Annotated in this window: 14 protein-coding genes and 1 pseudogene; 8 read left to right on the forward strand and 7 right to left on the reverse strand. The window is 62.6% G+C overall.

Annotated elements, in window-relative coordinates; translation table 11 throughout:
* Nucleotides 1–4 precede the first annotated feature (4 nt).
* The 5 genes from HU762_RS14070 to HU762_RS14090 form a co-directional block, all read right to left on the reverse strand.
* A complete protein-coding gene (locus HU762_RS14070; protein WP_186637839.1) occupies nucleotides 5–1,474 on the reverse strand; it encodes an efflux transporter outer membrane subunit in 1,470 nt (489 codons plus the stop codon).
* Nucleotides 1,471–1,944, reverse strand: coding sequence for a MarR family transcriptional regulator (locus HU762_RS14075; RefSeq protein WP_186609469.1), 474 nt, complete (start codon nucleotides 1,942–1,944; stop codon nucleotides 1,471–1,473). Before HU762_RS14075 ends, HU762_RS14070 begins: the two co-directional genes overlap by 4 nt.
* Nucleotides 1,945–2,115: 171 nt before the next feature.
* A complete protein-coding gene (locus tag HU762_RS14080; RefSeq protein ID WP_186637841.1) occupies nucleotides 2,116–5,790 on the reverse strand; it encodes a translocation/assembly module TamB domain-containing protein in 3,675 nt (1,224 codons plus the stop codon).
* Complete coding sequence (locus HU762_RS14085; RefSeq protein WP_186637844.1) at nucleotides 5,787–7,514, reverse strand: autotransporter assembly complex family protein; 1,728 nt, start codon at nucleotides 7,512–7,514, stop codon at nucleotides 5,787–5,789. The genes HU762_RS14080 and HU762_RS14085 overlap by 4 nt, the downstream gene beginning before the upstream one ends.
* Nucleotides 7,515–7,579: 65 nt before the next feature.
* The gene (locus HU762_RS14090) at nucleotides 7,580–8,224 is read right to left on the reverse strand and encodes a GNAT family N-acetyltransferase (RefSeq protein ID WP_186637847.1); all 645 of its coding nucleotides are present in this window, start codon (nucleotides 8,222–8,224) and stop codon (nucleotides 7,580–7,582) included.
* Nucleotides 8,225–8,400: 176 nt separating this feature from the next.
* Here HU762_RS14090 and xthA point away from each other — a divergent pair, with 176 nt between their 5' ends.
* The 4 genes and pseudogenes from xthA to HU762_RS14110 form a co-directional block, all read left to right on the forward strand.
* Nucleotides 8,401–9,213: an exodeoxyribonuclease III gene (xthA, locus tag HU762_RS14095; protein WP_186637849.1), complete on the forward strand. Its 813-nt coding sequence runs from the start codon at nucleotides 8,401–8,403 to the stop codon at nucleotides 9,211–9,213.
* Nucleotides 9,214–9,298: 85 nt separating this feature from the next.
* On the forward strand, nucleotides 9,299–10,633 hold the full coding sequence (locus tag HU762_RS14100; RefSeq protein ID WP_186637851.1) for a phosphate ABC transporter substrate-binding/OmpA family protein: 1,335 nt from the start codon (nucleotides 9,299–9,301) through the stop codon (nucleotides 10,631–10,633).
* A 384-nt stretch (nucleotides 10,634–11,017) separates the two neighbouring features.
* On the forward strand, nucleotides 11,018–11,368 hold the full coding sequence (locus tag HU762_RS14105) for a DUF6124 family protein (RefSeq protein ID WP_186637852.1): 351 nt from the start codon (nucleotides 11,018–11,020) through the stop codon (nucleotides 11,366–11,368).
* A gap of 399 nt (nucleotides 11,369–11,767) precedes the next feature.
* Nucleotides 11,768–11,986: pseudogene (locus HU762_RS14110) on the forward strand (DUF6124 family protein); the annotation flags it as partial.
* A 187-nt stretch (nucleotides 11,987–12,173) separates the two neighbouring features.
* On the opposite strand, the gene HU762_RS14115 reads toward HU762_RS14110, so the two are convergent.
* On the reverse strand, nucleotides 12,174–13,412 hold the full coding sequence (locus HU762_RS14115) for a M20/M25/M40 family metallo-hydrolase (RefSeq protein WP_186637854.1): 1,239 nt from the start codon (nucleotides 13,410–13,412) through the stop codon (nucleotides 12,174–12,176).
* Between the two features lie 62 nt (nucleotides 13,413–13,474).
* Nucleotides 13,475–14,551: a diguanylate cyclase gene (locus tag HU762_RS14120; RefSeq protein ID WP_186637861.1), complete on the reverse strand. Its 1,077-nt coding sequence runs from the start codon at nucleotides 14,549–14,551 to the stop codon at nucleotides 13,475–13,477.
* A gap of 294 nt (nucleotides 14,552–14,845) precedes the next feature.
* Here HU762_RS14120 and HU762_RS14125 point away from each other — a divergent pair, with 294 nt between their 5' ends.
* Genes HU762_RS14125 through glcF form a run of 4 tightly spaced genes read left to right on the forward strand, consistent with a single transcriptional unit; the run spans nucleotide 14,846 to nucleotide 19,585 of the window.
* Nucleotides 14,846–15,775 (forward strand): alpha/beta fold hydrolase, encoded by a 930-nt coding sequence (locus HU762_RS14125; protein ID WP_186637863.1) that lies wholly within the window; start codon nucleotides 14,846–14,848, stop codon nucleotides 15,773–15,775.
* Nucleotides 15,776–15,806: 31 nt separating this feature from the next.
* Nucleotides 15,807–17,306, forward strand: coding sequence for a glycolate oxidase subunit GlcD (glcD, locus tag HU762_RS14130; RefSeq protein ID WP_186637865.1), 1,500 nt, complete (start codon nucleotides 15,807–15,809; stop codon nucleotides 17,304–17,306).
* Nucleotides 17,306–18,364, forward strand: a complete 1,059-nt coding sequence (gene glcE, locus HU762_RS14135) for a glycolate oxidase subunit GlcE (RefSeq protein WP_186637868.1) — start codon at nucleotides 17,306–17,308, stop codon at nucleotides 18,362–18,364. The genes glcD and glcE overlap by 1 nt, the downstream gene beginning before the upstream one ends.
* A complete protein-coding gene (gene glcF / locus HU762_RS14140) occupies nucleotides 18,365–19,585 on the forward strand; it encodes a glycolate oxidase subunit GlcF (protein ID WP_186637870.1) in 1,221 nt (406 codons plus the stop codon).
* Nucleotides 19,586–19,595: the final 10 nt, after the last annotated feature.

The following is a 19,595-nucleotide window of genomic DNA, read 5'->3' on the forward strand; positions in this document are numbered from 1 at the left end:
CGAATCAGTGGGTCGGCGCGGTGGTGGCCGGTGTGGCCGAGGCCACGGTTTGGGTCTCGAAACCACCGCCCAGGGCCTGCATCAGTTGGATCGACAAATCGATCTGCTCGGCATTGAGGGTCGCCAGTTGGCGCTGGGCCTGGAGCAATTGCTGCTCGATGCTCAACACGTCCAGGTAATTGCCGATGCCTGAGCCGTAGCGCTGGACCACGGTGTCGTAAGAGTTCTGGGCGATATCGACGGCATGTTGCTGGGCACCGATCTGTCGCCCGATATCGCGCAACTGGTTGATGGTGTCGCTGACATCGCCAAGGGCCGCGACCAGGCTCTTGTTGTACTGCGCCACCGCCAGGTCGTAGTCGGCATCCCGGGCATCGAGGTCCGCCCGCAAGCGACCGCCGTCGAAAATCGGCAGCGACACGGTTGGCGCGACGTTGAAGAAACGGCTGGCCGAGCCGAACATGGCGTCGCCCAGCAGCGATTGCACACCCGCCGCCGCGCTCAGGTTGAGGTTGGGGTAGAAGTTGGTCTTGCCGGCCTCGATATTCTTGCTCGCTGCCTCGACCCGCCAGCGCGCCGCGACCAGGTCCGGACGGCGGCCCAGCAACTCGGCCGGCAGGTTCGACGGCAAGGCCACCGCACTGGCTTGGAGGACGTTGGGCCGGGCGATTTCGTTGCCGCGATCAGGCCCTTTGCCCAGCAGCACGGCCAGGGCGATTTTCGCGCTTTGCAGGCGTTTTTCCGCGTCAATCAGAGTTGCGTCGGCGCTGGCTTCCAGGCTTTCGGTCTGCTGGAATTGATATTCGCTGTCGATCCCCGCCCCGAGACGGCGCTTGCCCAGGTCGAGCATCTGTCGCGTGCGCTTGAGGTCTTCGTTGGCCAAGTCATAAATGATGTGGGCCTGTCCCAAGTCGCTGTAGGCACGGGCCACGTCGGCGGCCAGGGTCAGTTGCGCGGCCTGGCGGTCGATTTCGGCGGCGCGGGCCTGGCCGAGGGCAGCTTCCCAGGCAGCCCGCTGGCCGCCCCAGAGGTCGAAGTTGTAGTTGAAATCCACGCTCAGCGAACGCAGCGTGCTGTAGGCCCCGCCCTGCCCTTGCGGGTCTTGGTCACGGGCCAGGCGCGAACGGCTGACACTGCCGCTGGCATCCAGGGTCGGCATGCGCGCGGCGTTGGCGGCATAGGCAGCAGCGCTGGCCTGGTGGGCCCGGGCGCTGGCGATTTGCATGTCCGGGCTGTCGCGCAGGGCTTCACGGATCAGGCCGTCGAGTTGCGGGTCGCCGAGGCTTTTCCACCAATCGCTTTTTGGCCACGAGGCCGGCGACAAGGTGACGCCCGTCAGCGATTGACCAGCCTGGAGGCTCTTGGCCTCCAGGCTCACCCCTTCGGTTTCCAGGCCGCTGTAGCTGGCGCACCCGGCGAGGCTCATGGCCAGCAGCACCAGGCCCAAGCGGGCACGCAAGGTTTGACGTTTCATTTTTCCCCCAATCGCAGGACGGTGATGGGATCACCGGCGGCGAGCAGTATTTTCTTGAGGATGTCTTCGAGGGTTTGCAGCTCCTCGCGGCTGATGGCGCACGCCAATTGATTCATGGCGTCGGCACCGATAAACGGCAGGCGATCGGCGAGGGCCTGGCCGGCGTCGGTCAACACCAGCCGGACTTGGCGACGATCCTCTGCCGAGCGCTGCCGAACCAGAAAGCCCTTCTGCTCCAGGCGATCGAGCATCCGGGTCATCGAGCCACTGTCCAGCGACAGGTATCGGCACAGCTCGACCGGCGTATCGATGCCGTGCTGGGCCATGATGATCAGCACCTTGAACTGCGCGGCGGTGATGCCGACGGGCTCCATGTGGGTGTCGATGATCCGGTCCTTGAGCAACGCGGCGCGACCGAGGAGCATGCCGAGATGGCAATTGTGGAATTCGTCCGGGGTGAAATGCTTCATCTGAATACCGTTATCTGAAGACGGTTTGCTGCCTAGGCAGTGAATGTATGTCGAGATATTACTGCTTAGGCAGCAAATGTCAAACAAATAGTTAGCTACCTATACATAGCCGGACCAACGCGAACGCATCCGTGGTAGCGAGCTGCCACAGGAAGTTCTTGCGCAAAGGCTTTAGAAATCGCGTTTGTAGAAGATATCCAGCGAACTGGCGACGCCGCTGGCGGCTTCGAGGTAGACCTTCTTGCTCAGCTTGTAGCGCAGGGCAATGGTATTGGCAGGTTCAAACACCCCGACGCCGTAGCGCAGGCTGAGTTTTTCCGACAGGTTGCCGCTGGCGACCACGCTGGTTTCGTTGCCGCTGCCCTGGGTGTCGAGTTGGAAATCTTCGATCCCAAGGTTGTTCGCCAGGCTGGTGGTCACGCCGGAGCTGCCCATCAAGCCCAGGCCCAAGGCCGCCTGGGCAAGCATGTTGTTGTCCTCGCCCGTGGTGCTCAAGGGTCGGCCCAGTACCAGATAGGACAACGCTTGCTCCTGGCTCATGGCCGGCTCCGAGAAGATCTGCGTGGTCGGTTGCTCGGCGCTGCCGCTCAAGCGAATGCCGGCAATCACGTCATCGGTCTGGCGAATCGCCTCGATGTCGAGGTAGGGCTGGTCGATGGGCCCGGCGAACAACAAGCGCGCCCGGCGCACCGTCAACCGTTGCCCATAGGCTCGATAGCGACCGTCGTTGAGCCAGAGTTCGCCGCGAGTGTCCAGGTTGTCACCGATGTGCACCTGGCCCTGCACGTTGGCTGTCAGGCCGAAGCCCGAGAAGGCGAGCTTTTCCTGGCCGACGATCACGTCGATGTCCATCGCCATGGCGATCGGTGCCTTGCCCTCTTCGGTCTGGCGGCCGACGATGATCGTGTCATCCGAAACCTTGACGGTGGATGGCGGCAATTCGCGAATGGTGATGTCGCCCTTGGGCACCAGGACCTTGCCGGCAATCGAAAGTCGCTCGCCCTGCATCGTGATATTCAGGTCCGGCGCCACATCGAGCACCGCGTAGGGTTCCACGGTGACCGGCAGTTGCGAGCCCTTGAGGGCAAGGTCCATGGACAAGGCCTCGCCCCAGCCAAGGGTGCCCGTCAAGCTGCCCTGCCCGTTCTTGCCACTTTTCCAGCCGCCGTCGAGCCTGACCGTTTCGCCGGCGATCATTGCGCGCAGTTGCAGGGCTTCGAGGCTGATCGGCAGTTCCGGGCCGGACACTTCGCCGTCGCTGAGCAGCAAACTGCCGTTGACCTGCGGCGCGAGCAATCCGCCGGATAAGGTGCCGCTGCCGTTCAGGTGACCGGTCAGGGTTTCCACCATCGGCACGAATGGCCGGGCGACCGACAGATCCAGGCCACTGAGTCGAAACGAACCGCTCAAGGGTTTATTGGCCGGCAACGGGTTGATCCGCGCCTGGAGCGTCAATTCGCCGAGCCTCGCCCCGGCAAAAACCAGGTCCGTATCGATGCGCGTGGGTGTCAGGCGGCTGTTCAGCGTCAGGGTCTGGTACGGGAAATCCAGCCACTGCTCTTTGTCTCGAATCCGTAAGGTACCGCCGCTGGCATCCACCAGCACGCGGCCGTTCGGGCCGCTGGCCGGCAAGTCCAGTTGCAGATCGGCGTTGAGCCGCCCTTGCCAGGCAAAGTCCTTGGGCATCCACTGGGCCAGGCTTTCAATCGGGAACTGCTTGAGGTGATAGCGCAGCTTCGGCTCCGGCATCAGCCGCTGGTCTTCGCCACACAAGCTGGCCTGGCCGGAACGCCAGCAATGGGCGCCGAAGTTCAGCGTACCGTTGGCCAAACGTTCCAGCTTGGCCGGAGCCTGCAAGCGCCAGGCTTGGCCGCCCGCCTGTATGTCGCCATTGGACAGGCGTCCACGCCAGTTGCCTTGGTCGAGCGCGCCATCCAGGGCCAAGGTGGTTTCAAGCTGCGGCCCTTGTAGATCCAGGTTGAGTCTTTGCTGTTTGATGTCGCCTTGTCCGCTGACCGTCAAGGCACCCAGCGACGTTTCACCGGCCCGGATGCCGCTGGCCTTGAGATCGACTTTGCCCCGTTGGGTGTTGTCGAGCGTCGCGTCTACCCTCAGGTTTTGCAGATGATTGTCCTGGAATCCCAGCTGGGTGCCTTGTACGCCGAGCTTGCCTTGAGGGGCCTTGAGTGTCCCCGCCAAGTCGAGACGCCCCATGACCTGCCCGCGCAATCGCGGCCAGAGTTGGGCCAGCCGCGAGAGTTTGATATCGATCTGGCCGGTCAGTTTCTGTTGCAGGTTGGCGCTGCCGTTGATGCGGTTATCGCCCAGGCGGATATCCAGCGCACTTAGGTTCCATTGCTCGCCTGACCCTGCCGCGGTGGCCTGGAACAGCGCCGGTTGGCCGCGCAGTTTTCCCTTCAGGTCCAGGTTGGCGTCCAAGCTGAGGGCATCGTCTTTGATTGAGCCCTGGCTGCGTAGAGGTCCGGCCAAGGTGCCAGGCAGCTCCGCGAGCCAATACGCCGGATTGAGGGATGACAATTGCAACGCGGTGTCCCAGGCGATACCGTCGGCAAACTGCAGGTTCAGATGCCCTTCGGCTTTGCCCTGCCCCGCGTCGAGCTTGAGCTGCGGCAAATGAATTTGCGCCAGATTGCCGCTGAATGGACTGCTCAGGTTGAACGCCCCGGCGGGCCCGTCCAGCGCTGCCTGGAAATTGCCCAAGTATTGGCCGTCGGTGTAGGAGATTTCGCCGTTGAAACGACGCAACGTGACTTGCGGCTCGTCGATCAGCGGATAGAGGCGATGCCAGGGGAAATCCAGCCAGGCGACTTTCGCATCGGCGCTCAGGCCTTCGCGCCAATCCAATTGCCCGGAGAGCTTGACGCTTTGCTGCTCGCCAGCATCTAGATCCAAGCCGGCGATTTGTGCACCGTTGGCGTCCACCTTGCCTTGGAGCACCAACGCCACGGGCCCTTTTTCGGCAGGCAGGGTCGCCTTGCCGAGGAGTTGGTAGCCGTCTTCCAGATTGCCTTCGCCGGTCAGCTCCAGCTGATTGAGCACCAGCGTGTCCGGCAGCTCGGCGCTGGCCTTGAACCCGTCGGCGGTGATGCGCACCTTCGCCGGCAGGTTGTCCGCCAGTGGTTGCAGCTCGCCGGCCAGATGGCCTTGCAGATAACCAAGGCTGTCGGCGCTGAGGTCGAGGGTCTTGAGCAGATCGCCACTGACTTTCAGCTCCAGCGACCACGGCGTCGCGCCCGGTGCCGGCAAGGTCAACCGGCCAGCAGCGCTCAACGGCCAATCGCCACGCGGCTGCAACAGGCCGGACAGATTCAGGCTCAGTTCGTCGCGCTGCAATTGCAGCGAATCGATCTGCAAACCCTCGGCGGTCCAATGAGCCGCCAGTTTCAGGCCCTTGAGCTGTTCGCTGCCGTTGAACGTCACACTGCCAATCTGCACGTCACCCAGTTCGATCGCCAACGGCAAGTCCAGATCCGGCAAGCTGATCGGACCTGCGCTCGGTTCATCGGCGGAGGCCGGCAATTGCAGGGCGATCCGCTCGGCCTTGAGTTGTTCGATACACAACGTCATGCGCAGCAGGCACAACGGCGACCAGGCCAAAACCGGCCGATCCAGCTCTACCCGGCTGGCGTCCTGCTGCCACAGCACATGGTCGGCGCTCCACTGCCCGCCCAGTCGCCCCTGGAAATTCTCCACTGTCAGCCCGGGTACCAGGCCGATAGCCCAACGACTGCCGAACGCCGTACCGAGCAAGATGCCCAGGGCCAGTACGATCGTCGCGAGCAACCCGACGAGTGCCAGCAGCGTTATCTTCAAACCGCGCTTCACAGCTCAGGCCCCATGGAAAAGTGCAATCGAATGCCGCCGTCGTCGTCCAGCGCATGGGCCAGGTCGAGGCGGATCGGGCCGACCGGTGACACCCAGCGTACACCGACGCCCACGCCGGTCTTGAGGCTGGGCAGATCGAGACTGTTAAAAGAGTTGCCCTGGTCGACAAACGTTGCCACCCGCCATTTTTCCGCAACGGAATACTGATACTCGAGGCTGCCCGCCACCATGTAGCGGCCACCGATGCGATCACCCTCGGAGTTTTCCGGCGACAGGCTCTGGTAGTCGTAGCCCCGCACGCTCTGATCGCCACCGGCGAAAAAGCGCAGCGACGGCGGAATGGACTTGTAGCCATTGGTGGCGCTGCCGCCGATCTGGGCCCGCGCCAGCAGGCGGTGCTTGTCGAACACGGTGGTCAGGCCCTTGACCATGGCGGTGCCATACAAAAGGTTGTTGTCCGAGCCCAGCCCTTCCTTGGCGACCTTGGTGTCGAATTGCAGGCGGTAGCCGTGATGGGGGTCGATGCGGTTATCACTGCGCAGGTACGAATAGCTGACGCCTGGCATCAGCAGCGTGCTCAGGCCCGAATCGTCGCCAAGGCGATATTCCTCGCGCTGCCACTTGAGCGACACCACCCGCTGCCAACCGCTGGGCAACTTGCTGTGCCATTCCGGCCCCACGGTCAGTAATTTGCTGAGGGTGTCGGTGCCGGACAATTCTTCATATTGATAGCCGCCGGCGTAGCGCAGCTTGTCGGTCAGCGGCGGGTCCAGCGGCACGTCATACCACAGGCCGATATTCTGCCGGGGCGCCGACACTTCCGCTTCCCAGCCGTAGCTGTGGCCCTGGGGATTGACCCAGTGCCGCGTCCAGTTGGCCTTGGCCCGAGGGCCGACGTCGGTGGAAAAACCCAAGCCCAGCCCCATGGTCCGCGGCTTGCGAGTCTCGAGCTTGACCGCCACTGGGATCACGTTATCGGTGGCGGCGGTGGGCGCCGCGTCCACGCGGACGCCCTCGAAATAACCGCTCGATTGCAGCGCCTGGTTGAGTTCGGCAATGAGTTCGGAATCGTACGGCGCGCCGGCCTTGAACGGCACCATGCGCCGCAGCAGGTCTTCGTCGAACGGCGTGTCGCCCTCGAAGCTGACCGGGCCGAGGGCATAACGCGGGCCGCTGTCATAGATCAGTTCGATATCGGCGATGCCGGCTTGCGGGTCCACGCGCAATGCCTGGCTGACGAATCGCCCACTGAAAAAACCATACCGCGAAGCCTGGTTCTGGATCGTCCGCTTGGCGTCTTCATAGCGTCCGTGATTGAGCACCGCGCCCGACTTGAGGCCCGCGTTGTCAGGCACGCGAAAAGCCTTGAGGGACGCCGCCGGGCCGTCAATGCGGATCGTGACGTTGCGCAGATGCACCGGCTCGCCGGGGTCGATGGTGAGGATCAGGCGCGGGGCCTTGCCAGCCTGCACCTCGCTGTCGATTTGCGGTTGGTAGTAGCCCAGCGCCTGGGCCGCTTTGCGCGCCTGCTCCTCGGCGCCGCGACTGAAGCGCAGTAATGCATCTTCGTCACGATCGCCCAGGCCACCGATATAACCTTCTATGTTGGCCTTGAGTGCGTCATTGGACGGTTTGACCCGTACGTCCAATTCACTTTGGGCCAGCGCCGCGCAGCTGAGGGACAGCAAGAGCGCGCCACTGGTCATTCGTCCTGGGAAATTCATGGCGCGGATGCTAACACGAGGTGGGGAGCCTGATAGAGCCGGACGATTCCCAAAAGTTCGTCCGATTAAGCCGTCGCGCTCTGCAGAACCTGCGGGTTTGCATGAAAGAACACATGCTCTCGGATCGGTCCTACCGCCACTTCGCCGATTTCTTCATAACCCTGGCGTTTATAAAATTCCAGGTAACGGGGGTTGCCGGTGTCCAGCACCACGCCTTGGGAATGCTCGTCCACCGCGCACCAGTTATGAACCGCCTCGAGCAACTGTTCGCCGTAGTGTTTGCCTTGGAACTGCGGATGAACCCCCAGCAGCGGCAAGACATGAACCGAGTCCGACGGTAGGCAGGCCAGCACGGCCGCGTGATATTCCAGGTAACGCCGAGTGCAGCGAAACCCCGTGCTCAAGACCATGCGCAGGCGCCAGGCCCAACTTTCGGTAATGCCCAGGCGCCGCTGCGGTGGGGCAATCAATGCGATGCCGACCAGGCGGTCGTTCACCAACAGGCCGATCGCCGGCAGATCCTGGAGGAAATGCTGCTTGACCAGCTCACGCACGGTCGCCCTTACCCGCTGTTCGTAACCGGGGCGTTCGGACTCGAACAGGTAGCTGAAGGTTGGCTCATGGCGATAGGCCTGGTACAGCAAGGAACGCGCTTCGCGGGAATAGCCGCTGTCGAGCATGTGAACATCAGCGGTGGCGGTGTCAGGCATGGCGTTGGATCTCCGGGGCGGGGCTCGGTGAGGCCCAGCTCTTATTGGGTACGAACCCGATAGGGTTGCGATCGTTCCTACAAGCCAAGGACATTAGCAGCGCATTTGTCCTACCGCCACGCTGGCTCCGCTCCCACATGTCAGCTAGCATCGCAGTTTTGCCAGGACAGCCGACCATGAAGATCGTCTCCTTCAACATCAACGGCCTGCGCGCCCGCCCACATCAGCTGGCGGCACTGATCGACAAACACCAGCCGGACGTGATCGGGTTGCAGGAAACCAAAGTCCACGATGAACAGTTTCCCCTGGCCGACGTGCAGGCCCTCGGTTATCACGTGCACTACCACGGGCAAAAGGGCCATTACGGTGTTGCCCTGCTCTCGCGCCAGGCGCCGCTGACTTTGCACAAAGGCTTCGAAGGCGACGACGAAGACGCCCAGCGGCGGTTCATCTGGGGCACGTTCGCCGATGCCAACGGTGTGCCGGTGACCATCATGAACGGTTATTTCCCACAAGGTGAAAGCCGCGACCACCCCACCAAATTCCCGGCCAAGGAGCGTTTCTACAACGATCTGCAGCAACTGCTGGAAACGCGCTTCAGCAACGACCAGCCGCTGGTGGTAATGGGCGACGTGAACATTTCCCCGGAAGACTGTGACATCGGCATCGGCCCGGACAACATGAAGCGCTGGCTGAAGACCGGCAAATGCAGCTTCCTGCCTGAAGAGCGCGAATGGATGGCCCGCCTGAAGAACTGGGGCCTGGTGGACAGTTTTCGCCACCTGAACCCGGACGTCACCGACCGCTTCAGCTGGTTCGACTATCGCAGCCGCGGCTTCGAGGACGAGCCCAAGCGCGGCCTGCGTATCGACGTGATCCTGGCATCCCAGGGCCTGCTGCCAAGGGTTCAGGATGCTGGCGTGGACTACGAACTGCGGGGCATGGAAAAACCCTCGGACCATGCGCCGATCTGGTTGCAGTTGAGCTGAGCCGGGCGCGTCGCAACCCTGTCATGTTTCAGTAACCTGACTGACTTAATCTTCCGGCACTTCCCTCGCCTCAGAAGGTGCCGGCATGCGGCTGCACGTTGTGTTTTTCATGGGACTCTGGCTGCCGTTGCTGGTATGGGCCGGTCAGTTGCCCATTCCCGAACACGGCCCTGCCCTGCGCCTCCAGGGCTCCAATACTATCGGCGCGGCCTTGGGGCCAGCCCTGGTCAAGGGGCTGATGGAAACCCAAGGGCTGCTCAATGTCAGTACCGAAATAACCGGCCGTGACAACGAGCAGCGAATTGTCGGGCAAACCGCGGATGGCCGGCGCGTGGAAATCGACATCGCGGCCCACGGCTCAAGCACCGGGTTTGCTGCGCTCAAGCAGGCCAGCGCCGACCTTGCGGCCTCCTCCAGGCCGATCAAGGACAGCGAGCTGAAGGACCTGTCGGCCCTCGGCGATCTGAAAAGTCCGACGGCCGAGCAGGTTATCGCCATCGATGGGCTGGCGATTATTCTCCATCCACAGAATCCGCTGCGTCAGCTCGACACCTTTCAACTGGCGCGCATTTTCAGCGGCGAGGCGAAAACCTGGGAAGCCGTAGGCGGCGTTGGCGGGCCGATACATCTGTATGCGCGGGACGAGCAGTCCGGCACCTATGACACCTTCAAGGAGCTGGTGCTTAGCCGACAGGGCAAGAGGCTGGATCCTACGGCCCAGCGCTTCGAATCCAGTGAGCAGTTGTCGGACGCTGTCAGCCAAGACCCGCAAGGCATCGGCTTCATCGGTTTGCCCTACGTGCGCCAAGCCAAGCCTCTGGCGATTGTCGACGGCGACTCCCAGCCCATGTTGCCGCTGAACAACCTGATCGCCACCGAGGACTATCCCTTGTCCCGGCGTTTGTTCTTTTATCTGCCGCCGCTGCAAGCCAATCCATGGGCCGAGGCCCTGGTCGATTTCACCCAAAGTGAACAAGGCCAGGCCATCGTCGCGGCCAACGGCTTCATTGCCCAGACTGTCCACGCCATGTCCGTCACCCCGAATGCGCTGATGCCAGAGGGCTACCAGGCCTTGAGCCGCCATGCCCAACGCCTGACCGTGAATTTTCGCTTCGAAGAAGGCAGCGCCAGCCTGGACAACAAGGCCCATCAAGACCTGGGGCGCGTGCTCGACTATATAAAGCAGCACGGCAAAGCCGACCGGCGCGTGACCCTGGTCGGTTTTGGCGACGCCAAGGACGATCCGGCGCGAGCGGACCTGCTGTCGAAACTGCGCGCCATGGCAGTGCGCCGGGAACTGGTCAAATATGGCGTGGCGTTGCGCGAGGTCCGCGGGTTCGGCGCGTTGATGCCGGTGGCGGCCAACAATGAAGACGAAGGACGGGTTCGCAATCGGCGGGTAGAGGTTTGGGTTTACTGAGTGTGTGGCCCAGCGGCACAACACAAATCCCTCCCTACAAGAGCCTCATGTTTATTGCATTACCCTCGGTGTGGGATCGGGCTACCGTGTCTTGCGCCATTGCCTACAACTACGCCAGAATCCGCCGGCTTGTGCGCCTTGGGGCCGGGCTTTACTGTTGCTCGGTCGCTGAAGAATCAGCGATCGGGTTTGGTAGCCCGGGTCGTCGGTGCATAGCGTCACCTCTTGCAAGTGCAATCATGCACTTCGTTTTATGGTGGCCCTGCGCAGGGTCTCTCCGGAGACGCCGGCTCCGATGCCCGGTCTACCAACCTTCGTATGGCCACCACCCTTCGTTTGGTAGCGAGAGGGTAATGGCTCCAGCCAACGCATCGGAGTTTCATTATGTTCAAAGTAACCCCAAACCCACCGGACGCCGACCCGTCCGCCGCCGACAAAAAAGAATTCGACAAAGCCGCCGACCGCGCTCTCGACTATTACCTCAAGCCCAAATCCGGCATACCGGAAGCTGACCCAAGCCAACTCTTCACCATCATCCACGGCGTCGACACCGAGTCCCTGCTCGCCAACCTCAGCGAAACCCTCGCCTCGGCCAACGCGATGATCAATGACCTGGCCTTCGACCTCGACGGCTCGCGCCGGCACGTTGCCCTGGGCATTCTGCAACTGATCGAACTGAGCGCAATGCTGGCGAATCGAGCGCTGGATAACGTCGAAGCACGCCCGTCGGCATAAACGCTTACCTCGTGGCGAGGGAGCTTGCTCCCTCGCCACAAAAGCCTGGATGTTTATCGCACCAACCACCGCGTAAGACCGAACCACCGCGTCTTGCGCCATTGCCTACAACTACGCCAGAATCCGCCGGCTTGTGCGCCTTGGGGTCGGGCTTTACTGTTGCTCGGTCGCTGAAGAATCAGCGATCGGGTTTGGTAGCCCGGGTAAAACTAAGGCGCACAGCTCCGCATGTTTTTTATGGCGGCTGTGCGCGGGGCGCCTTATGGCGCGCTGGGTTTGCCTTGGTACCCGGTCTACCAACCTGCGTATAGCCGCCACCCAATGTTTGGTAGCAAAGGGTTGCAGCTCCAATTACCAAGGAGTTCATCTATGTTCAAAGCGACCCCAAACCCACCGGGCGCCAATCCAAGCGCACTCTTCACCGTCATCAACGGCGTCGAAACCGAATCCCTGCTTGCCAACCTCAGCGAAACCCTCGCCTCGGCCAACGCCATGGCCAGCGACCTGGCGTTCGACCTGGATGGTTCAAGGCGCCACATCGCCCTGGGCATTCTGCAACTGATCGAACTGAGCGCAATGCTGGCGAATCGAGCGCTGGATAACGTCGAAGCACGCTAGCCGCCATAGCGCATCCCTATTGTGGCGAGGGGATTTATCCCCGCTCGGCTGCGAAGCAGTCGTAAACCCGGCTGGCACGGTTCGTCTGTTGCACCGCCACGCCTGGTTTTGGGGCTGCTGCGCAGCCCAGCGGGGATAAATCCCCTCGCCACAACAGACCGCATTACCCTTTCAGAACAGCTATCTGCTACCGCCCCGCCAACTCCATGATCATCCGCGACAACAAATAGATCCGCGGCACCACGCTCTCGACTTCGGCGTACTCCTCCGGTGTGTGGATGTTGCCGCCAACGATGCCAAAGCCATCCAGCGTCGGCGTGCCCACACCGGCGGAAAGGCTGGCGTCCGCCGCCCCGCCACTGCCTTCCTCGGTAAGTTTGCGCCCCAGTTCGCCATAAATACCCTGCGCCATCGCCATCAACCGGTCCGACTCGGCCGTCTGCGGCATCGGTGGCAAGCCGCGTTGCAGGCTGGTGGTCACTTCGGTGTCGGCGATCAGCTTGTCCTTGGAAACCCGTGCCAGGTCTTTTTCGATACGGTCGAATTCTTCCGGCACCGCTGCGCGTACGTCGGCCTTGGCGGTGGCCTGGTCAGGAATCACGTTGGTCCGGTCGCCAGCCTTGAGCACGGTGAAGTTGATGGTGGTCTTCTTTTCCGCGTCGCCCAGCTTGCCCAGTTGCAGAATCTGGTGTGCCGCTTCCATCGCCGCATTGCGCCCCAGTTCCGGCGCGACACCGGCGTGCGCCGCCTTGCCCTTGACCTCCACCAGCGCCGTCGCGCTGCCCTTGCGCCACACCACGAGGCCGTCAGCCGGACGACCCGGTTCAAGGTTGAGGGTCACATCATGGGCCTTGGCGGTTTTTTTGATCAGGTCGGTGGCGACGTCCGAGCCGGTCTCTTCGCTGGCGTCGAGCAGAAAGGTAATCTGCGCGTAGTTCTTGAAGTCGAGGTTCTTCAGCACCTTCAACGCATAAATCCCGGCGACGATGCCGCCCTTGTCGTCCATCACCCCCGGCCCGTAGGCCCGGCCATCCTTGATATGGAACGGGCGTTCGGCGGCCGAGCCCTCCTTGAACACCGTGTCCATGTGGGCCATCAGGAGGATCCTGGCCTTGCCGGTACCCTTGAAGGTCGCCAGGACATGCTGGGTACCATCCGAATTGGGTACTTTTTCGATGATCGCGCCGAGCTTCTGCAACTCATCGATCGCAATGTCGCCGACTTGGGTCAAACCCGGCACATAGCCGGAACCGGAGTCAATATTGACCAGCCGTTCCAACAGTTTCAGGGCCTCGCCCTTGTACTGCTCGGCATCGGCCAGCACTTGCTGATGGGGCTGCGCGAAGGCAGCGGGGGCGAAGGCGCCAAGGGCCAGGCTCAGGCCGAGACTGATGGCCAGACGGGAGCGAAGAGCGGTAACGGTCATGAGTTCATCCTTGTTTCATCGGGGAAGTCATTTGGCACCCTACCCGAGAATATCCAAAGGCTCTAGACCGCCGACGCCTCCAACATCAGCCGATGTCGCTGACAGACAACCCGGTTGCGCCCACCTGTCTTGGCCTCATAAAGCATCTGGTCAGCGTCGTTGAGCCACGCGGTCGCGTCGCCATACGCCGGGTTGAATGCCGCCAGGCCAATACTCAGGCTGACTTTCAACGTCGGATCCTGGTCGTAGCCAAGCGTTGCAAAACGTTCGCGCAAACCGTCCATGGCCTGAACGGCGTTGTGCAGGGTCAGGTCCGGCAGGATCACGCAAAATTCGTCGCCACCGTAACGCCCGATCACGTCTGTGGCCCGCAGGTTTTGCCTGAGCAACTTGCCGAGCTGGCGCAGCACCACGTCGCCAGCGCCGTGGCCGTAGGTGTCGTTGATGGCCTTGAAATGATCGATGTCGATCAGCGCAATCGCGCCGTGGGTTGCGTCCGTTGGATGACGCAGGTGCCGCTGGAACTCTTCGTTGAGTCGGTCCTTCCAGGCGCCATGGTTGAGCAAGCCGGTCAGGCTGTCGGTACGGCTCAGGGCCAATAGCTCACGCTTTTGCCGGCCCAGGGTGTGGGCCTGGCGAAAGCAGATCCAGCCCAGCGCCAGCGGATAAAGGCACAGCAGCGGCAGACAGGCGTAGAGCTGCGCCGGGCTGGTCATGGGCACGCTGGCTAACGGGAATATCAAGACACCCAGCGCGATGCCGCTCACTTGGGCTGCGGCGCCGACCAGCAGGAAACGCAGGCCACCGATGGCGACATTGTTCATCGCCATCATCGCCAGCGTGACAGCCGTGGGCAGCGGATTGAATTGCATTGCGGCGACCCAGAAGCCGCCAAGGAAGGCGTCGATCAACAGATTGCGGTGTTCGGCGTGGTACGGCACCGCCGCACGGCGGGCCCATTGATAGGACACGTGTGGCCAGAGCAAGCCATTGAACAGCATGAAGCCCCAAACCCAAGGCGCCGGATCGAGGGGATAAACGGCGGCGCTCACTACCAACAACCCGAGCGCCAGGCCGAGGATGCGCGACGTGTAAAGCCTCCTGGCCAGCGAGAGTCCCTTTCTTCCCGTTTTTTGCATAGAGGCCTCTGCACCGCAGGACTCCCGGAGCGCCGGGATGGGATGACTGGAGTCTATCAGGGTGCCGTCAAATAGCCATCACTGAAGAAGGGGTATTTATTCTTACCGGCGAACGTGGCTCGCCGCGGATTTTGGCTATACATGAGAAAGGGAATTCATTGGCCGACACAGCGGGTATCAAAGCAGACGCGTCCCTGTCGTCGCTATATCCCAGGTTTGAGCTTCACTTATATAGGCTGATCGGTCGCTGAGGCTGGCTGGTCAAACGCTAACGTGACCCATGGAGGGCAAGAGATGCTGGTGTTGTGGGTGGTCCTCGCCGTGTTTATCGCCTGGAGCTGGCTGACGTATCCAGGCATCGGCCACGTGCTGTATGACTTGGGCATGGCCCTGGAAGCACGCCTCTATCGATTGCACAAGATCACCGTGCCCATCAGTGAAATGACGGTATCGACCTGGCAGGGTGGTCCCTATGAAGCGTCCGGCAGCATCTTGATGCTGCACGGCTACAGCGCCGACAAGAATCTCTGGCTACGCTTTGCCCGGCATTTTGTCAGCCAATACCGGGTGGTGATTCCCGACCTGGCCGGCCATGGCGAAACCGGCTTCAAGGCCGGCGGCGGCTACGACATCCCGACCCAGGCCCGACGGGTGATCGAACTGCTCGACGCTTGTGGCCTGGACAAGGTCCACGTGATCGGCAATTCCATGGGGGGCTATCTCGCGGCATGGCTGGCGGCGACTTCGCCGGAACGGGTGCTGACCCTGGCGTTGATCGATCCGTCCGGCGTCACCGCTCCCGAGCCCAGCGACATGGAGCGTCACCTGGCTGCCGGGCACAACCCGTTCCTGGTCTATTCGCGGGATGATTTCGCGCCGTTCTACGCCATGACCATGGCCTCGCCCCCCTGGTTGCCCAGCGTGGTGTTGGCAGCGATCGCCCAGCGTTACGAACAGCGCCGGGAGGAATTGGCGGAAATCTTCGTCGACCTTCGCGCCAGCCCGCCGATGGAGCCACACCTGGCTGGCATCCGCGCGCCATCGTTGCTGCTCTGGGGACGCAAGGACCGACTGATCGACGTCAGCAGCGTACCGGTCTGGAGCAAGGGCATTGCCGACCTTCGCGTGGAGATCTGGGACGGGGTCGGCCACATGCCGATGGTTGAACGACCAGGCAAAACCGCGGCGTTGTACCGGGATTTCTTGAAGGGATTGGGGCAATGAGCACCCTGCAAGATCTGAGGAATCGATCCAAATGAACATCCTCTACGACGAACACCTCGACGGCCCATTGCCCAAAGTGGACAAACAGGCCCTGCTGCACACCTTGCAGTCACAGGTCCCGGACCTGGAAATCCTCCATCGCGACGAAGACCTCAGGCCCTACGAATGCGACGGATTGTCGGCCTATCGCGCCACGCCGATGCTGGTGGTGTTGCCACGGCGAGTCGAGCAAGTACAGGCCCTGCTCAAGGTGTGCCACGGGCAAAACGTCCCGGTGGTCGCCCGAGGGGCCGGGACTGGTTTGTCCGGTGGCGCCCTGCCCCTGGAGAGCGGCGTGCTACTGGTGATGGCGCGCTTCAATCAGATCCTGCATATCGACCCCGATGCCCGCACCGCGCGACTTCAACCAGGTGTACGCAACCTGGCGATTTCCCAGGCGGCGGCACCGTTCGGCCTGTACTACGCGCCGGATCCCTCGTCGCAGATCGCCTGTTCCATCGGTGGCAATGTCGCGGAAAACGCCGGCGGCGTGCATTGCCTGAAGTACGGCCTGACGGTGCACAACCTGTTGAAGCTGGAAATCCTCACCATCGAAGGCGAACACCTGACCTTGGGCAGCGAAGCCCTGGACTCGCCGGGCCTGGACCTGCTGGCGTTGTTCACCGGTTCCGAAGGATTGTTAGGAATCATCACCGAGGTGACTGTCAAGTTGCTGCCCCGGCCCCAGGTCGCCAAGGTGTTGATGGCCAGTTTCGATTCGGTGGACAAGGCCGGGCGGGCGGTGGCGGATATCATCGGCACCGGCATTATTCCCGGCGGCCTGGAGATGATGGACAACCTGGCGATCCGCGCCGCCGAGGATTTCATCCACGCCGGTTACCCGGTGGATGCCGACGCGATCCTGCTGTGCGAACTGGACGGGGTCGAGGCCGATGTCCAGGACGATTGCGAACGGGTGCGCCACGTCCTGCAACAGGCCGGGGCGACCGAGGTGCGCCAGGCTCGGGACGAAGCCGAGCGCCTGCGGTTCTGGGCCGGACGCAAGAATGCGTTTCCGGCGGTGGGCCGCCTGGCACCGGACTATTACTGCATGGACGGTACGATTCCCCGACGCGCCCTGCCCGAAGTGCTACAGCGCATCGCCAGCCTTGGCGTCGAGTATGGTTTGCGGGTCGCCAACGTCTTCCATGCCGGCGACGGCAATATGCACCCGTTGATTCTTTTCGACGCCAACCAGCCGGGCGAACTGGAGCGCGCCGAAGCCTTGGGCGGAAAAATTCTCGAACTGTGCGTCCAGGTTGGCGGCAGCATCACCGGTGAGCACGGCGTCGGCCGGGAAAAAATCAACCAGATGTGCGCGCAGTTCAACAGCGACGAACTGAACCTGTTCCATGCCGTGAAAGTGGCGTTTGATCCCCTCGGCCTGCTCAACCCTGGCAAGAACATCCCCACCCTGCACCGCTGCGCTGAATTCGGCGCCATGCACATCCACGGCGGGCAGTTGCCGTTTCCTGAACTGGAGCGTTTCTGATGATCGGCGAAGTCGACCGTGACGCCAGCGACCTGCTCTTGGAGCAGGTCAACCGCGCCCGTTCCAATGCCACGCCGCTGCGCATCCAGGGCTCGAACAGCAAGGCTTTCCTGGGACAGGACGTGGCTGGCGAAGTGCTCGATACCCGAGTGCATCGCGGCATTGTTGTCTATGACCCCACCGAACTGGTCGTCACCGCCCGGGCCGGAACCCCGTTGCGGGAACTGCTCGCCGCCTTGGACGCAGCCGGGCAACGGCTGCCGTGCGAACCACCGGGATTCGGCGAAGAAGCCACGGTGGGTGGCATGGTCGCCGCCGGGCTGTCGGGACCGCGCCGCCCGTGGGCCGGTTCGGTGCGCGACTATGTGCTGGGCACACGCCTGATCAGCGGCCATGGCACGTTGTTGCGTTTTGGCGGTGAGGTGATGAAAAACGTCGCCGGCTACGACCTGTCGCGCCTGCTGGCTGGCAGTTTCGGTTGCCTGGGCGTGATCACCGAAGTCTCGCTGAAAGTACTGCCAAAACCTCGCCACCACCTGAGCATTCGCCTGGAGATGGACAGCGCCGAAGCCCTGGAAAAGCTCGCCGAGTGGGGCCGACAACCTTTGCCCCTCAGCGCGGCCAGCCATGAGGATGGTTGTCTGAATTTGCGCCTGGAGGGCGGCGAAGGTTCGGTCAGCGCGGCGCATCAGCGCCTGGGCGGTGAAGTCATTGATGATCAATACTGGACAGCGCTGAACGAACATCGCCTACCGTTCTTCGATGAAGGTTTGCCGCTGTGGCGCCTGTCGTTGCCCAACCATATCGGTCCCCTCGCCCTGCCCGGCGCGCAGCTGATCGATTGGGCGGGTGCGCAGCGCTGGCTGAAAACCGATGCCGACACGGTACAGACACTGGCGCGAGAGTTGGGCGGGCATGCCACCTGTTATTGTCCAGGTGCCACTAACACGCCGTTCCAGCCGCTGGCCCCGGCGCTGCTGCGCTATCACCGTCAGCTCAAGGCACAACTCGATCCCCAGGGTTTGTTCAATCCTGGCCGGATGTACGCGGAGTTCTAGATGCAGACTCGGTTCAGTGACGAAAGCAAGCGCCTGCCCCGTGCCGAAGAAGCCGAGCGGATCCTGCGCAGTTGCGTGCATTGCGGTTTCTGCAACGCCACCTGCCCGACCTATCAGTTGCTGGGGGATGAACTCGACGGTCCGCGCGGACGCATCTACCTGATCAAGCAGGTGCTCGAAGGCCAGCCTGCCACCGCGAGCACCCAACTGCACCTGGATCGTTGCCTGTCGTGCCGTAACTGCGAAACCACCTGCCCGTCCGGCGTCGATTACCACAACTTGCTGGACATCGGCCGCGCCGTGGTCGACGCGGCCGTGCCTCGTCCGCCCAGCCAACGCGCACTGCGCCTCGGCCTGCGGGGGTTGGCCGGCAGCCCCGAGCGGTTCAAGACGCTGCTGCGCCTGGGCGCAGTGTTCCGTCCGGTGTTGCCGGCAAACCTGGTTGCCAAGTTGCCCCGGGGCGCGGCACCGCATGGCGAACGCCCGGCGGTGCGACACGCTCGCGCGGTGCTGATGCTCGAAGGCTGCGTGCAGCCGGGCCTGTCACCCAACACCAACGCGGCCGCCGCACGGGTGCTGGACCGCCTCGGCATCAGCGTCATTCCCAGCGTAGAAGCCGGCTGTTGCGGCGCGCTGGACTATCACCTTGACGCCCAATCAACCGGACTGGACCGCGCCCGCCGCAACATCGACGCCTGGTGGCCGCACCTGCAAAACGGTGCCGAAGCGATCGTCCAGACCGCCAGCGGCTGTGGGGCGTTCATCAAGGACTACGGGCATTTGCTGGAACACGACCACGCCTATGCAGCCAAAGCCCGACAGGTCAGCGAGCGGGCATTGGACCTGGTGCAAGTGCTCGGCAACGAACCGCTGGAAGAAATCTGCGCCGCCAGGAGCCAGCGCATCGCCGTGCATTGTCCCTGCACCTTGCAGCACGCGCAGAAACTCGGCGGCACCGTTGAAGCCCTGCTCGCACGGCTGGGGTTCAACCTGACCGAGGTGCCCGACGGGCATTTGTGTTGCGGTTCGGCCGGCACCTATTCGCTGACCCAACCGACCCTGGCCCGACAGCTGCGCGACAACCGCCTGAACGCGCTGGAAAGCGGCCGCCCGGAGCTGATCGTCACCGCCAACGTCGGTTGCCAGAGTCACCTCGACAGCGCAGGTCGCACGCCCGTGCGACATTGGATCGAGCTGGTGGATCAGTCCCTGGCAGAATGAAGTCCTGAAG

Origin of the sequence: Pseudomonas sp. SWRI92 (assembly GCF_014268685.1) — a bacterium.
Lineage (GTDB): Bacteria > Pseudomonadota > Gammaproteobacteria > Pseudomonadales > Pseudomonadaceae > Aquipseudomonas > Aquipseudomonas marvdashtae.

Coding starts and splice junctions, on each gene's coding strand:
- HU762_RS14070 (WP_186637839.1), bottom strand. CDS start 1,474: ATGAAACGTCAAACCTTGCGTGCCCGCTTGGGCCTGGTGCTGCTGGCC.
- HU762_RS14075 (WP_186609469.1), bottom strand. CDS start 1,944: ATGAAGCATTTCACCCCGGACGAATTCCACAATTGCCATCTCGGCATG.
- HU762_RS14085 (WP_186637844.1), bottom strand. CDS start 7,514: ATGAATTTCCCAGGACGAATGACCAGTGGCGCGCTCTTGCTGTCCCTC.
- HU762_RS14090 (WP_186637847.1), bottom strand. CDS start 8,224: ATGCCTGACACCGCCACCGCTGATGTTCACATGCTCGACAGCGGCTAT.
- xthA (WP_186637849.1), top strand. CDS start 8,401: ATGAAGATCGTCTCCTTCAACATCAACGGCCTGCGCGCCCGCCCACAT.
- HU762_RS14100 (WP_186637851.1), top strand. CDS start 9,299: ATGCGGCTGCACGTTGTGTTTTTCATGGGACTCTGGCTGCCGTTGCTG.
- HU762_RS14105 (WP_186637852.1), top strand. CDS start 11,018: ATGTTCAAAGTAACCCCAAACCCACCGGACGCCGACCCGTCCGCCGCC.
- HU762_RS14115 (WP_186637854.1), bottom strand. CDS start 13,412: ATGACCGTTACCGCTCTTCGCTCCCGTCTGGCCATCAGTCTCGGCCTG.
- HU762_RS14120 (WP_186637861.1), bottom strand. CDS start 14,551: ATGCAAAAAACGGGAAGAAAGGGACTCTCGCTGGCCAGGAGGCTTTAC.
- HU762_RS14125 (WP_186637863.1), top strand. CDS start 14,846: ATGCTGGTGTTGTGGGTGGTCCTCGCCGTGTTTATCGCCTGGAGCTGG.
- glcD (WP_186637865.1), top strand. CDS start 15,807: ATGAACATCCTCTACGACGAACACCTCGACGGCCCATTGCCCAAAGTG.
- glcE (WP_186637868.1), top strand. CDS start 17,306: ATGATCGGCGAAGTCGACCGTGACGCCAGCGACCTGCTCTTGGAGCAG.
- glcF (WP_186637870.1), top strand. CDS start 18,365: ATGCAGACTCGGTTCAGTGACGAAAGCAAGCGCCTGCCCCGTGCCGAA.